Below are 13,894 nucleotides of genomic sequence, written 5' to 3' on the forward strand. Positions count from 1 at the left end.
TACAAAAGCGCTAGGCTTTGACGACTTCGAGCAAAAACGAGGAAATGTCCGGAGATTGGGAGATGGGGTCGCGGGCGACGTTGTCCACGAGCACGTTCATGTTGCTCTCCGGCGCATCCCACGGATTGCCCCAGCCGCCGTCCACCCAGGCCACGCCTGGCATGACCCGCTCGGACACCCGCAGGGTGAACCGCGCCTCCCCGCGATGGGAGAGCGCCCGCACCGCATCGCCGTCGGCCAGGCTGCGGGCCGCGGCATCGTCGGGGTGCAGCGTCAGCTCCGGCTCGGGGTGGTTCTCCAGGAGATAGGGGTTGTTGCGGTGCTTGTAGTGCACGAAGTGCACGGTGCGGCGGTTGGTGCCGATGAGCGGGTAGTCCCGGGCCAGCTCCGGGCTGCCCTCCGGCGTGCCGAAGCCGGGCACGTAGTTCGGCAGGGGGTCCTGGCCGTTCTTCCCGAAGGGAAGGTTCACGAGCAGCACCTTGCCGTTGGCGGTGTCGAAGCCGGGCTCGCCATCGGGGCGCAGGCCGCCAGTCTCGTACTTGCGGTACTCGTGGGTGCCCACGATGCGCACCGGATCCTCCTGGTAGTCGGCCAGGGTCAGCCCGCTCGGGGCGAGGGCGTACTCGATGAACTCCTCGTCGGTGGACCAGGGATAGTCGGCGTCGAGCCCCATGGCCCGCGCGATCCCCAGTTCCATCTGGTAGGGGGTCATGCACTCGTAGAGCGGCTCGATGGCCGGCTGCCGCAGGGCCACCACGGCCCCCTGCTCCGAGGGGTAGGTGCGGTAGTCGTAGCGCTCGGCCCAGGACACGTCGGGCAGCACCACGTCGGCCAGCTGGTTGCAGGTCTCGGTCATGAACAGCTCGGTGTAGCAGATGAAGTCGAGGGTGCGCAGCAGCTCCAGGTTGCGGTGGTAGTCGCCCTGGGCCATGATGGTGTTGGTGTGGTAGCCCATGAGGGCCCGGGGCGTGTAGGGCTCGCCGGTCTCGATGGCGTCCAGGGCCCCGGGCAGGCCGTTCAGGAACAGCGGGTAGCGCTCGGCGTTCACGTTGGGGGCCTCCACCTTCACCGTGGTCTTGATGCCCGTGGGATTGCCGTTCTCCACGGCCACGGGGTGTCCCACCACCGTGGGGAAGCAGACGCTGCAGCCCTCCTTGTCCAGCTTGCCGCAGATGGCGCGCAAGCATCCGATGGAGCGCACGGCCTGCACGCAGTTGCTGTGCAGCGCCAGGCTGTTCCCCTCGTGCAGGGCCGCCCGCTCCGTGGTGGCGTACAGCCGCGCCAGCTCGCGGATGGTGTCGGCCGGCACGCTGGTGACGGGCTCGGCCCACTCGGGGCTGTACTGCTCCATGCAAGCGCGGTACTCGTCGAAGCCGTGGCACCAGGTTTCCACGAACCCGTGGTCGTAGAGGTCCTCGGCGAGGATGACGTTGGCCATGGCGTTGGCCAGCGCCCCGTCGGTGGAGGGCTTGATGGGGATGAACTGGTCGGCCTTGGCCGCCGTCTCGGTGAAGATGGGATCGATGACGATGAGCTTGGCGCCGCGCTCCTTGGCATCGAGGATGGGGGAGGCGTTGCCGTGCTTGCCGTAGCACATGTAGGCGCCGGGGCGCAGCGACGCGAAGGGGTTGCCGCCCCAGCAGATGATGAGGTCGGTGTTGTTGTAGTCCTCCTCGTCGCGGAAGCCGTAGGTGGTCTTCAGGGCCACGAGGCGCGGCACGAAGCACAGGTTGGGCGCGCCCACCATGTTGTTGGTGCCGTAGCGGGCGTAGAACTCGCAGAAGGCGTTGCGCACGATGTTCTGCACCGGGGCGCCGTTGGTGTACAGCAGCGTGTGGGCGCCGTACTTCTCCTTCACGGCGGTCAGCTGCTCGGCGATGTAGGCGAAGGCCTCGTCCCAGGTGCAGCGCTCCCACTTGGAGCTGTCGCCGCGGTAGCGGGGGTCGCGCTTCATGGGGTACTGCAAGCGGTCCGGCGCGTAGATGACGTCCACGAAGGCCTGGCCCTTCGGGCAGAGGGCTCCCTTGTTGAAGGGGTGCTCGGGGTCGCCCTCGATGGAGACGGCCACGCCGTCGGAGACCGTGACGACGACGCCGCAGTCGTTGTGGCAGTTGCCGCAGGTGGTGCGCACTCGGCTCACGTTGGTCAGGGCCAGCGGCACCTCCGGCTCGTGGGCCGGCTCTGCCGGCTCGCTTTCCGCTTGGCAGCCGATCAGGCTCAGGGAGGCAAGGGCCCCGGCCCCCGCCATGGTGCCGAGGAACTTCCTCCGGCTCAGATTCAGGCTCATTCCCGCTCCTCTCGCTAGGGATCGTCTCGGGCCGCTGGAACCGGGCGGCGCGTCCGGGGAAGGGGGTCGCGCCAAGGCGCCAGCGGCTGCGTTGTATGCTACGACGAGGGAAAAGGGGAAACTTCACCCCGCTGGTGGTAGATTGAAATACCACCCCGGTATGGGGGTGTAGGCCCCGTCGTGATAGGATGGGACCGATAGGGGTTTCAGGAAACGCGGCCGCGGAAGGCCGCGGGCACGGGGAGGAGCGGCCATGGGGCGCGCAGCGGGGAAGGGACTGCTTTCGGGGGATCGCCGCCAGGGCGTGGCGGGGGCCGTCGGCCTCGGCTGCTTCTTCACGTGGTTCTGGGCCGCCCTGCAAAATCCCGACCTGCCCCTCTACCGGCCGAGCGGCCTGCTGCCCGATTCCGCCTACTGGCTCTGCGCCCTGACGAGCGCCGTGGCGGCCGCGGCCGCCTACCTGCTGCTGGGCCGCCGCCAGGGACGGCCGCCGGCGCCGGCCATCGGGCTGGGGCTGACGGGGCTCTACGTGGCCCTCTATGTGCTCGCAACCATGGAGGGGGCCCGTACTGTGCTCGACGGGGCCCTCATCGTGGGCACCGGGGTGCTGGCGGGATGGCTGTTCGTATCCTGGGGCACGGCGGTGGGGGCCCGTAACCCCCGGGCCGTGCTGGGGGCCGTCTGTGTGGCCATGGTGGCGGCCTTCTGCCTCGCCGCGGTGCTCTACCAGCTTGGCCGGAGCTGGTGCGCGGCGATCATCTCGCTGCTGCCCCTCGTCTCGGCCGGGGCGCTCGGGGCGCTGGGGCCGGGCACCGATGGGGCGACCGCCCCCGCCTGCCCGTCGCCGGAGGGTAGGGCGGGGCGCCAACGGTTAAAGCTGCTCGCGACCATCTTCGCCCAGGGCATGGCCTTCGGGCTTCTGCACGCCCTCTACGGCAGCGTGTCCCTGGAGAAGTGCGCCGACCCCTTCTGCCCCCTGCGCTTCCTGAACGGGCTGTTCCCGGCCGTGGCGGTGGAGAACTTCTACGGCTTCATGAGCATTGCGGGCATGCTGCTGGCGACCGCGGTGGTGCTCGTGGGGGCCAGCGTGCTGCGGCTGAACTTCCGCAAGCTCATCTACGTGGTGGGATTTCCCCTCATGGCCCTCGGCTTCCTCGTGCTGACGGCCGATGCGGGGCTGCGGGAACCCGGGGTTGCCAGCCATGCGTCGGGGGTGAACTTCACCATGGGCGAGGTGGTCTATCTGGCCGGCTACTACTACGCCGTGGCCACCCTGTGGGCGCTGTGCTCCTATCTGGCCCGCACGGGGAAGGAGGATCGGGCGGCCATCTACGGCTGGACGGGGCTGGCGCTGTTCGCGGGCCAGCTCGTGGGGTTCATCGTGAGCGCGGCGGTGGGGTTCGCGGTGCTCTCCGGGGCCGTCTTCTGCGTCATCGCCCTGTTCCTGCTCATGCTCGTGAGCCTGCTCATCGCCACCGACGAGGGGCTGTGGGGCGCCTGGGGCGGCGTGCGGCCCGACGACCGGGAACGGCCGAGCGCCTTCAAGGCGGCCTGCGATTCCCTGGCGCGGGAGAGCCGCCTCACGCCGCGGGAACGCGACGTGTTCGTGCTGCTGGCCCGGGGGCGCAACGCCTCGGTGGTGGCCGAGCAGCTGGTGGTGACCAAGGACACGGTGAAGACCCACAGCCGCAGCCTCTACCACAAGCTCGGCGTCCATTCCCAGCAGGAGCTCATCGACCGGGTGGAGGCCGAGATCGATCTCGGGCGCGACCAGCGGCTGCGCCGCGATCGGGGCCAGAGGGGCTAGCGGTCGCCGGCCCGGAGCAGGGCGGCGCTCGTGGCGGCGATGCGCTCGGCGAGGGCGTCGCGGGGCACGGCCTTGAGCTGGGAGATGCCCGAGAGCGCGTTGTTCAGCTCCGCTTGCCAGACGGGGGCGGGAAGGCCGTCGCCGGCCCGGCTCGGCATGTCGGTCTCCAAGAGCAATCGGTCGAGGGGGATCTGGCGGGCGTAGGCGCGCCCGCGCCGCGAGGCCAGCATGCGGGGGCCCACGGAGAAGTAGCAGCCGAGGTCGCGGGCCCGGTTCAGCTCGTCGGACGTGCCCGAGAACCAGTGGAAGACGCAGCGGTGCCGCTGGGTCGCGCCGGCCGCTTCCAGCAGGTCGAGCACGGTGCCTGCGGCGTTCACGGCGTGGAGCGAGATGAGCTTGGGGGCGCCGCCGTCGCAGGCGGCGAGGATGCGCTCGAGGGCCGCCGTCTGCACGGCGCGGCTTCCGTCGTCCTCGCGCGGGCCGGCGAAGTCGAGTCCCACCTCGCCGATGAAGGCCGTGGCGGCGGCGAGCTCGCAGAAGCGCGCTAGGGAGCCGTCGCCCACCGAGCCGTCGGCGATCTGCCACGGGTGGGCGCCGAGCCCCACGGCCACGGCGGCCTCGCCGGCCAGGAGGGAGGCGAGGCGCTCGTACTCTTCCGGCGAGACCGTGCAGGAGAAGGCGCCGATGGCCGCTTGGGCGCCGGCGCGGGCGGTCGCCGCCGGGTCGGGCGCGAATCCGAGGTGGCAATGCATGTCGTACCAAGTTTCCATAGGGGTAAGCATAGCAGAGGATCCGTGGAAGGGCCGTGGCCGAAAGGTAACGGATGGCGCCGCTCGCGCCGTGCGGGTTGACCTGGCGGCCGCGGGGCCTAGAATCGAAACCCGTTGGAATCCTCTGCAAAGGTAAGGGAAGTGGTCGGAGTTATGGCGGAAGTGCTCGAAGCCATCATGCTCATCTGTTTCGGTCTGTCGTGGCCGTTGAACGCCTACAAGAACTATCGCGCGGCGACGGCCGTGGGCACGAGCTGGCAGTTCATCGCGCTCATCACCGCCGGCTACTTCGCCGGCATCGCGGCCAAATTCGCCGCGGGGAACCTGAACTGGGTGCTCGCAGTCTACGTCATCAACGTGGTGTGCATCGCCGCCAACTGGGTCGTCTACTTCCGCAACCGCCGCCTCGACGTCCTGCGCGGTGCCGAGGGCTGCGAGGAAGAGGCCATCGTCATCGTCGCCGAATAGGCCGCCGAGCGGCTGAGCCGCCGCCTGCGCCGCTCCGGAGGCCGAGGGGCGAGGCGGGTCTGCGGTTCTGATAGGGCGGCCCTGGGGCCCTAGGACACGATGGTGCGCCAGGTTTCGGCGTCGGCGGCCTCGGGGTTCTCATTGGCGCCGAGGTCCTCGGGCACGGTCTGCTCCTCGAACTCCGTCTGTCCGACGCGCTCGGCCTGGGTGGGGGTCATCCAGTCGCCGGCCGCCATGAAGGCGATGCAGAGTCCCACGACGGCGATGATGGCGATGACGGCCCAGATGAGGCCCGGGTGCTTGCGCGTGTTCGCCTGCGGGCCTCCGCGATCCACCTCGAACTCCTCCATGGCGGGGAATTCCGGATCGTCGGCCGACGATTCCAGCACGTCGGGCTCCTCGGCGGCCAAGGGATCGCGCTCGGCGAAGGTCTCGCGGTGCTCGGGTTCCCGCCCGTTCTCGTGGTGCTTGTGTGCGCCCATGGTGCTCTCCTTCTCGCGTAATGGCATGGGCCCCATGGTAGGGCCTGCGCCCCTTCCCCCTTTCCGCGCGGGCCAGCGGATGGGAATTGTTGGGCAAATTGCTTCGATTTCGTTGAAATTCCCCCTCCGGGGATGATGCCGTTGGCGGTGCAGGATTCCACGGGCACCTAGGGCAGCCGCGGCCGTCGTTTATCGAACAGGCGGTGAAACCTTGATGGGTCTTTCGCCGCAGCGCCCCAGGGGGCGATAGAATGGAGAGCCGTCCTTCGGGACGGCTTTCCCGTTGTCTGGGGCCGAGGGCCCCTGCTTGCGAAGTTAAAGGACGGACCTGTGCCCATCGACATCGACACCCTGAACGAGCCGCAGCGCGAGGCGGTCGTCACCACCGAGGGCCCGCTGCTCGTGCTGGCCGGCGCTGGAAGCGGCAAGACCCGCGTGCTCACCTACCGCATCGCCAACATTCTGGAGCAGAACCTGGCGGCGCCCTGGGAGATTCTGGCCATCACCTTCACCAACAAGGCGGCGGCCGAGATGCGCGAGCGCCTGGCCCAGCTCGTGGGCGGCCGGGCCCGGGGCATGTGGGTGTCCACCTTTCACTCCATGTGCGTGCGCATCCTGCGGGCCGATGCCGACCGCCTGGGCTTCACGAAGAGCTTCACCATCTACGATGTGGACGACATGAAGCGCCTGTACAAGGACATCATGGCCGAGCTGAACATCGACCCGAAGCGCTTCCCGGTCAACCAGCTCATGAACCGCATCTCGAGCGCGAAGAACGACCTCATCGTGCCCGGCGACTTCGAGGGCCGGGCCACCGACCCGGTGGGGCGCGTGGCCGCCCAGGTGTACACGCGGCTCCAGGAGCGCTTGAAAGCGGCCAACGCCGTGGACTTCGACGACCTGCTGCTGTACGCCTACCTGCTGCTCAAGCAGCACGAGGACGTGCGCGCCGCCTACCAGGAGCGCTTCCGCTACATCATGGTGGACGAGTACCAGGACACCAACCGCGCCCAGTACGCCATCACCATGCTTCTGGCCGCCGGCCACCGCAACGTCATGGTGGTGGGCGACGACGACCAGTCCATCTATTCGTGGCGCGGCGCCGACCTGCGCAACATCCTGGAGTTCGAGAGCGATTACCCCGAGGCGCGCGTGGTGAAGCTGGAGCAGAACTACCGCAGCGTGGGCAATATCCTGAACGCCGCCAACGCCGTGATCGCCAACAACCAGCACCGCAAGGCGAAGCGCCTGTTCACCTCGTCCGGCGACGGCGACAAGATCTCGGTGTACATGGCCTCTGACGAGCGCGACGAGGGCCGCTGGATCGCCGGCGAGATCGAGAAGCGCTGCGCCGACGGTGTGTCCTACAACAACATGGCCGTGTTCTACCGCACCAACGCCCAGTCGCGCATGCTGGAAGACATGCTGCTGCGGGCCGGCGTGCCCTACCGCATCGTCGGCGGCACCCGCTTCTTCGACCGCGCCGAGATCCGCGATGTGATGGCCTACCTCACCCTCGTGGTGAACCCAGCCGACGACATTGCCGCCAAGCGCGTGGTGAACGTGCCGCGCCGCGGCATCGGCAAGGCCACCATCGAGCGCATCGACCAGTTCGGGCGCGAGCTGAACATGCCCTTCCTCACCGCTGCCGAGCTGGCCATCGTGGACGAGGACATCCGCCCGGCCACCCGCCGGGCTGTGGGCGAGTTCGTGCAGGTCCTCAAGGACGGCGCCAGCTACGGGGGCGATCTGCGGAAGGTGATCGAGCGCATCATCGACCAGGCCGGGCTCATTGGCGCCCTGGAGGCCGAGGGCACCGACGAGGCCCGCGGGCGCATCGAGAACATCCAGGAGTTTCTGGGCGTTGTGGACGAGTTCGTGGAGACCCACGATGCCGAGGACGCCGACTATGCCGCGCCCACGGCCGGCGAGAGCCCCGAGGCCGAGCCGGTGCGGGTGCTGCGGGGCGATTCCCTGGCCGACTTCATCGAGTGGGTGCGCCTGCGCACCGACCTGGACACGGTGACCGAGGACGGCCAGGCCGTTACCCTCATGACCGTGCACTCCTCCAAGGGCCTGGAGTTCGACTGCGTGTGGGTGGCCGGCATGGAGGAGACCCTGTTCCCCCACATGAACTCCGTGGGCGACGCCGCGGCCGTGGAAGAGGAGCGGCGCCTGGCCTACGTGGCCATCACCCGCGCCCGCAAGAAGCTGTACCTCACCTGTGCCCAGCAGCGCCAGATCTTCGGCCAGACCCATGCGAACCCGGTCTCGCGCTTTATCGGCGAGATCCCGAGCGAACTGCGCCAGACCACGGGCCTGGGCTCGGCGGGCTTCTCCGGCACCGGTTGGGAGAAGCGGGGAAGCCGCCGAGGCATCGCCGGCTCGGGCACCGAGGCGGGGGAGGGCCGCGTGTTCGGCCGGTCGAGCGCCTCGGGTTCCGGTGGCCGCTCCTTCGCCGAGTACCGCGCCGCTACCGGCTCGGGGCGCGCGGCTGCCAGCAGCGGGTCCGCCTCGCGGGGCGGGGCCCCGTCGGGCCGCGTCGGTGCCGGGGTGAACCCGAACGCGGGGAAGAAGGCCGCGGCCAAGGCCGCCTTCGCCGCCGGCGATACCGTGGACCACAAGACCTTCGGCCGCGGCAAAGTGGTGAAGGTGGACGGCGACACCCTACACGTGAAGTTCGCCAAGACCGGTCAGACCAAGAAGCTCTTGAAAGACTACGCCCCCATTGTGAAGATCGGCTAGGAGGCTTCGGCGCACCGCAGCGGAAGGGCCCGGATCGCTCGATGGAGCGGTTCGGGCCCTTCTCTTAGGCGAGTTCTCGTTTCAGCTCCCTGAGATGGGTGCTCCTAGCAGCCCGCGCAGAAGCTGCAGGCGGAGGGGGCGGTGGCGATGCCGCCGCGGGCGGTCTCGCGCAGCTCCATGGGCAGCTCGCGGCCCACCTTGTCCATGACGGCCACGTTCTCGTCGAAGGGCACGAGGTTGCTCACGCCCGCGAGCGCGATCTGGGCGCACACGAGCGCCAAAGGCGCGGCGGTGGCGTCGCGCTTCTGGCAGGGCAGTTCCACCAGGCCGCCCACCGGGTCGCACACGAGTCCCAGCAGGCACTGGATGACGTTGGAGGCCGCATCGAGGGCCTGGATGGGCGTGCCGCCGGCCATGGCCACGGCCGCCGCGGCCGCCATGGCTGCGGCGCTTCCCACCTCGGCCTGGCAGCCGCCCTCGGCTCCGGACACGCTGGCGTTGCGGGCCACGATGTAGCCCACGGCCGCCGCCGTGAGGATGCCCTCGCGCAGCTCGTCGTGGCTATAGCCGCGCACGTCGCGCATGGCCAGCAGCACGCCGGGCAGGACGCCCGAGGAGCCGGCCGTGGGGGTGGCCACGATGATGCCCATCTTGGCGTTGGTCTCCAAGGTGGCCAGGGCGTACACGGCCGCCTTGGCCGTGAGCGGGTCCATGAGGCGCCGCTTGGCGTCGTCGGTCTCCAGGCTCGCGGTCACCTTCGCCGCCTCTCCGCCGATGAGGCCGCCGATGGAACGCTCCGGGGCCTCGATGGGCACCGTGGCCGCCGCGTCCATGACGGCGAGCGCCCGATCCAGGTAGGCGTCTACGTCGGCCGCCACTCCCTGTTTGGCGCACAGGGCCTCCTCGCGGGCGCGGAAGGCCTCGGCGATGGTCACGCCCTCTCGCTCGCACAGGGTCAGAAGCTCCGCCCCGCTCGTGTAGTTCCAGCGGGCGAACACCTCGTCGGCGTCGGCCGGTATCGCCACGGCCTCGCCGTCGGTGGCGCTCATGGCCGGGATGATGCGGGCGTTCAAGATATCCGGGTGCAGGATGAGGTACTCGCGCACCTTGCCGTCCACGTCGTCGTCGGTTTCCAGCACGGTGAAGGCGTCGCCGCGCTTCTCGGTGCGGTGCAGGTTGGCCGTGGCGATGTTGATGCCGCAGCTGGCGAGCACCGAGGAGATGTGGGCCAGCACGCCGCGCACGTCGTGCTGGTGCACCACGACGCTCGTGTGCTCGCCGGTGATGTCCACGTCGATGCCGTTGATGCGGCGGATGACCGCCGCGCCGCCGCCGATGGAGACGCCGCGCATATCGAGCACGTTGCCGGCGCCGTCCTCGCAGTGCACGTCCACGGTGTTGGGGTGGTCGCACGGGGTGGCGGTGTCCCAGACGATGCCCACGTCCACGCCGGCCTGCTCGGCCAGGGCGAAGGAGCGCGATACGTCCGGGTCGTCGGCGGCCAGGCCGATGATGCCGGCCACGAGGGCCTTGTCGGTGCCGTGGCCGCTGCCCGTGGCGGCGAAGGAGCCGTAGAGCGTGAAGGTCACGCGCTCGGGGTTGCCTCCGAAGAGCTTGCGCGCAATGGAGGAGATGCGCAGGGCTCCGGCCGTGTGCGAGCTGGACGGGCCCACCATGATGGGGCCGATAATGTCCCGCAGACCGTAGGTTTTCATGCTTCTCCTTTCGCGGGGGCCGAGGTGTCGGCCGCCCAATAGCCCGTGGAACCGGGGCGCTCGCGGGGGCGGCGGCCATGCCGTCGGCCGCGCGAGCATTTGTTTTCATCGCAGAACGCTATCATAGCCCATCGCCACCGGGGGCTGGGAGGGGTATACTGCCTCAAAACCGTAAATTGGTACAAGGTGAGATTGGTACAAGAACAGAAAGGGGCACCAATGACCACCAAGATTCTCGTCGTGGGCCATCGCAATCCCGACAACGACTCCATTTCCGCCGCTGTGGGGTACGCGTACCTGAAGAACGCCCTGGCCGCCCGCGACGGCGAGGCCGAGGCCGTCGAGTACGTGCCCGCCCGCCTGGGGCCGCTGCCCGTGGAGAGCGCCTGGCTCTTGGAGCGCAACGACATTCCCGAGCCGGTGCTCATCGAGAACGTGAACCCCCAGGAGCGCGACGGCGAGACGGTGCGCCAGAAGGTCATCCTCGTGGACCACAACGAGGTGGCCCAGGCCGCCCCGGGCATCGAGGAGGCCGAGGTCGTGGAGGTCATCGACCACCACCGCATCGCCGATATCACCACCGCCAACCCCATCCTGTTCCTGAACCTGCCCATCGGTTCCACGGCCACCATCGTCACGCTGCAGTTCCGCCAGACCGGCATCGAGCTGCCCGACGCCATCGCCCGGGTGCTCCTGTCCGCCATCCTCACCGACACGGTCATCATGAAGTCCCCCACCTGCACCCAGGTGGATATCGACCAGGTGAACTTCCTGGCCGACAAGCTCGGCATCGACGCCGTCGAGTTCGGCATGGAGATCTTCCGCACCCGCGGCGGCGAGGACACCATGCCCATCGCCAAGCTCGTGGAGGCCGACTCCAAGGAGTTCAAGGTCAACGACGACGTGACCGTGCTCATCGCCCAGCGCGAGACCGTGGATCTGCCCTGCGTGATGAACCGCGAGGCTGAGATTCGCGCGCACATGAAGAAACTTGTGGAAGACAACGGCTACGAGTTCGCCCTGCTGCTGGTCACCGACATTCTGGCCGAGGGCTCCCAGTTCATCGTGGAGGGCGACCCCGCCCGCGTGAACCGCGTCTTCGAGATCGAGTGCTGCGAGGGCGGCAACTGGATGCCCGGCGTGCTCTCCCGCAAGAAGCAGGTGGCGGCGCCCATTCTCGCCTCGTAAACCTCGTTCACTCCATCCCTTCGGGCCCGATCAGGGGGCAAGGGCGCCGTGCTCGGGCAGTCCTCGCTCGGCGGAACAGTCCACTGGACTGTTCCGTTCGCTGCGGAATCTGCGCGCGGACCCTCGCCCCCTGGTCGGGTCCTGCTCTATCTCGGTCGGGCAACGTCAAGCGTTTGTCGGACCCTCGCTGTTTTTCCTTAGGCGCATCCCTGCGACAAAAGATTAGGAATTTTGGAAAGAAGGAAACCCTATGAACCCCCAGCGTGTGCTTGATTCGTTTCTGGAGATGGTGGCCATCGAGAGCCCCTCGTGGCACGAGGCGCCCATGGCTGCCCATTGCGCTGGGCAGCTGGCGGAGATGGGCTTCTTCGTCACCTTCGACGCCTCGGCGGCGGAGACCGGGTCGGACACGGGCAATCTCATCGCCCACTTGCCGGGCACGGTGCCGGGCCGCATCGCCTTCGCAGCCCATTTGGACACGGTGAAGCCCTGCGCGGGCATCGAGGCCGTGGTGGAGACGCGGCATATCTGCGATGAGGTGACCTGCCGTATGGCCGAGGTGGTGTGCTCGGCGGGGGACACCATCCTCTCGGCTGACGACAAGGCTGGCATCGCCGCCATCTTCGAGGGCCTGCGCTCGGTGCTGGAAACGGGCTCGCCCCGTCCCGACATCACGGTGCTGCTCACCACCTGCGAGGAGCAGAGCCTGCTTGGCTCCTCCGCCTTGGCCGACGACGCGCTCGTGTGGCCGGCCGATCTTCCAGCGGCCTCGCGGAATACGGAATGCGAGGGGCTGCTCGCTGCTGCGGGGGACGACGGCGCGCTGCCGCTGTTCGTGCTGGACGCCGACGGGGCGCCGGGCACTATCATCATGGGAGCGCCCTACCACTGGACGCTGCGCGCCCGCATCGAGGGCCGCGCCGCCCACGCCGGGGTGGAGCCGGAAGAGGGGGTATCCGCCATCCAGATCGCCGCGGCGGCGGTGGCGGCCATGCCGCTCGGGCGCATCGACGAGTGCACCACCGCCAACATCGGCCGCATCGAGGGCGGCGTGGCCGTGAACATCGTGCCGGCTGCCGTGACTCTGGAGGGGGAGTGCCGCTCGCTCTACGAGGACCGCGTGCTCGCCCAGCGCGACGCCATGACGGCGGCCCTGGAGGACGCGGCCGCCCAGCTCGGTGGCCAGGTGGAGGTGGCCTGGGAACTGGACTACCCCGCCGTTGTGCACGAGTCGGGCGACGCCATCGTGGAGCACCTCGCCGCAGCGGCCCACGCGTCCGGCCTTGAGCCCCGGCGCGCCATCTCGGGCGGCGGCGCCGACGCCAACGTGCTCGGCACCAAGGGGGCCGACGCCATCACGCTCGGCGTCGGCATGACCAACTTCCATTCCACCGACGAGTACATCGAGCTGGCCGATCTACGTGCCATGGCCCGCTATGTGGAGGCCATCATCGCCGAGTACGCCGTCAAATAGTGCAAAACGTGCATTTTCCTGCATCGCGCTGATCTGACAATATGCGACATAATGGCAGGTAGATCACCTAAAATGATTTTGCTGAAAAATGCACGTTTTGCATAGCTTCCCCTGTCCAGCAGTTCGAGTAAGGAGATTCCCTCGCTTACGCGACCACGTTCGGTCAGGCGGGCGGATCTCCGTTGTGGCTGAAAAGGATATGGGGGTGGCTAGAGAGGGGGCAAATGATCAGACGACGAGCTCCGAAACGCGTAGCGAGACGCGTTGGGTACGCTCGCGGGCAAGACTCGCGAAGGTCGCGTGGCTGAACTCGAACTCGTTCTCATGGTTGCGCAGGAAGTTGCGCATGCGCAGGTAGTCTCGCACTTCCACGGCATCGTCGCTGTCGTCTTCCATGACCTCCTGAACGAAGGTGCGGGCGCGTTCGATGGTATCGACGTTGTCGGCTTCAAGCTCGGCTACGTATTGAACGCGCTCGTCGGCGGGGGCGTAGAACAGGAAGAGGCTCGCGAACTTCCCCTGTGGTCCCTCGGAGGAGCCCTGGGCGGCTTTGCGCTCCACTGCGGCGCGATCCACAAGAATCTTCCCGTTGTCGCGGCGGCCGGGTAGCACGCCCGAGGCAACCATGGCGTTCACGCGGAAGCGGCTTATGCCAAGCATCTCGCCGGCCTCGGTGGTTGAGATGAGGTCGCTGTCCTCGTTGGCTATCTTCTCCACCTTAAGTCCCGCCGTCGAAATCGGCGGCGCGAGCTCCAGACAGCGCTTCGCCTCATCGAGGGTGGCATGCGTCTTAGATGCGAGGTGGGGGTAATGAATCTCGAAGCCGTCGGCGGTCTTCTCGATGTAGCCGCCCGGGACAGGGCGGTCGTTGATGGCGAGCTCCCAGCGCAAGGGCTCGCCCTCGGCGTTGCAGTGTTCGGTCCAGGTTCGTATTTGCGTAGACATGTGGGTTCCTCCT

At 68.3% G+C, this 13,894-nt stretch carries 10 protein-coding genes; 5 read left to right on the plus strand and 5 right to left on the minus strand.

All coding sequences use genetic code 11. The annotated features are described in order from the left end of the window. Positions 1 to 10 precede the first annotated feature (10 nt). On the minus strand, positions 11 to 2,287 hold the full coding sequence (locus ACTOXK_RS08870; protein ID WP_482277797.1) for a molybdopterin-containing oxidoreductase family protein: 2,277 nt from the start codon (positions 2,285 to 2,287) through the stop codon (positions 11 to 13). 253 nt (positions 2,288 to 2,540) lie between these two features. Between ACTOXK_RS08870 and ACTOXK_RS08875 the strand changes: the two genes are divergently transcribed. After that, positions 2,541 to 4,094 (plus strand): helix-turn-helix transcriptional regulator, encoded by a 1,554-nt coding sequence (locus tag ACTOXK_RS08875; RefSeq protein ID WP_482277798.1) that lies wholly within the window; start codon positions 2,541 to 2,543, stop codon positions 4,092 to 4,094. On the opposite strand, the gene ACTOXK_RS08880 is transcribed toward ACTOXK_RS08875, so the two are convergent. After that, positions 4,091 to 4,846, minus strand: coding sequence for a TatD family hydrolase (locus ACTOXK_RS08880; RefSeq protein WP_482279905.1), 756 nt, complete (start codon positions 4,844 to 4,846; stop codon positions 4,091 to 4,093). The genes ACTOXK_RS08875 and ACTOXK_RS08880 overlap by 4 nt on opposite strands. 159 nt (positions 4,847 to 5,005) lie before the next feature. On the opposite strand from ACTOXK_RS08880, the gene ACTOXK_RS08885 reads away from it, so the two are divergent. After that, the gene (locus ACTOXK_RS08885; RefSeq protein WP_482277800.1) at positions 5,006 to 5,332 is read left to right on the plus strand and encodes a hypothetical protein; all 327 of its coding nucleotides are present in this window, start codon (positions 5,006 to 5,008) and stop codon (positions 5,330 to 5,332) included. Positions 5,333 to 5,421: 89 nt separating this feature from the next. Here the strand turns inward: ACTOXK_RS08885 and ACTOXK_RS08890 are convergent, their stop codons facing one another. Continuing rightward, positions 5,422 to 5,814, minus strand: a complete 393-nt coding sequence (locus tag ACTOXK_RS08890; protein WP_482277801.1) for a hypothetical protein — start codon at positions 5,812 to 5,814, stop codon at positions 5,422 to 5,424. A gap of 330 nt (positions 5,815 to 6,144) precedes the next feature. On the opposite strand from ACTOXK_RS08890, the gene ACTOXK_RS08895 reads away from it, so the two are divergent. Next, positions 6,145 to 8,559 carry an ATP-dependent helicase gene (locus ACTOXK_RS08895; RefSeq protein WP_482277802.1) on the plus strand — a complete coding sequence of 805 codons (2,415 nt, stop codon included), beginning with the start codon at positions 6,145 to 6,147 and terminating at the stop codon, positions 8,557 to 8,559. 104 nt (positions 8,560 to 8,663) lie between these two features. Here ACTOXK_RS08895 and sdaAA read toward each other — a convergent pair whose 3' ends face one another. Then, positions 8,664 to 10,274, minus strand: a complete 1,611-nt coding sequence (gene sdaAA, locus ACTOXK_RS08900; protein ID WP_482277803.1) for an L-serine ammonia-lyase, iron-sulfur-dependent, subunit alpha — start codon at positions 10,272 to 10,274, stop codon at positions 8,664 to 8,666. A gap of 219 nt (positions 10,275 to 10,493) precedes the next feature. On the opposite strand from sdaAA, the gene ACTOXK_RS08905 reads away from it, so the two are divergent. Together ACTOXK_RS08905 and ACTOXK_RS08910 are read left to right on the plus strand one after the other, a co-directional pair. Next, the gene (locus ACTOXK_RS08905) at positions 10,494 to 11,462 is read left to right on the plus strand and encodes a manganese-dependent inorganic pyrophosphatase (protein ID WP_482277804.1); all 969 of its coding nucleotides are present in this window, start codon (positions 10,494 to 10,496) and stop codon (positions 11,460 to 11,462) included. A gap of 250 nt (positions 11,463 to 11,712) precedes the next feature. Next, the gene (locus ACTOXK_RS08910; RefSeq protein ID WP_482277805.1) at positions 11,713 to 12,936 is read left to right on the plus strand and encodes a M20/M25/M40 family metallo-hydrolase; all 1,224 of its coding nucleotides are present in this window, start codon (positions 11,713 to 11,715) and stop codon (positions 12,934 to 12,936) included. 228 nt (positions 12,937 to 13,164) lie between these two features. Here the strand turns inward: ACTOXK_RS08910 and ACTOXK_RS08915 are convergent, their stop codons facing one another. After that, positions 13,165 to 13,881: a helix-turn-helix domain-containing protein gene (locus ACTOXK_RS08915; protein ID WP_482277806.1), complete on the minus strand. Its 717-nt coding sequence runs from the start codon at positions 13,879 to 13,881 to the stop codon at positions 13,165 to 13,167. Positions 13,882 to 13,894 lie beyond the last annotated feature (13 nt).

Source organism: Adlercreutzia sp., from assembly GCF_056795635.1.

Excerpts from the sequence above, each read along its gene's own strand:
- ACTOXK_RS08875 (WP_482277798.1), top strand. The coding sequence starts at position 2,541 with ATGGGGCGCGCAGCGGGGAAGGGACTGCTTTCGGGGGATCGCCGCCAG.
- ACTOXK_RS08915 (WP_482277806.1), bottom strand. The coding sequence starts at position 13,881 with ATGTCTACGCAAATACGAACCTGGACCGAACACTGCAACGCCGAGGGC.
- ACTOXK_RS08880 (WP_482279905.1), bottom strand. The coding sequence starts at position 4,846 with ATGCATTGCCACCTCGGATTCGCGCCCGACCCGGCGGCGACCGCCCGC.
- sdaAA (WP_482277803.1), bottom strand. The coding sequence starts at position 10,274 with ATGAAAACCTACGGTCTGCGGGACATTATCGGCCCCATCATGGTGGGC.
- ACTOXK_RS08905 (WP_482277804.1), top strand. The coding sequence starts at position 10,494 with ATGACCACCAAGATTCTCGTCGTGGGCCATCGCAATCCCGACAACGAC.
- ACTOXK_RS08870 (WP_482277797.1), bottom strand. The coding sequence starts at position 2,287 with ATGAGCCTGAATCTGAGCCGGAGGAAGTTCCTCGGCACCATGGCGGGG.
- ACTOXK_RS08910 (WP_482277805.1), top strand. The coding sequence starts at position 11,713 with ATGAACCCCCAGCGTGTGCTTGATTCGTTTCTGGAGATGGTGGCCATC.
- ACTOXK_RS08890 (WP_482277801.1), bottom strand. The coding sequence starts at position 5,814 with ATGGGCGCACACAAGCACCACGAGAACGGGCGGGAACCCGAGCACCGC.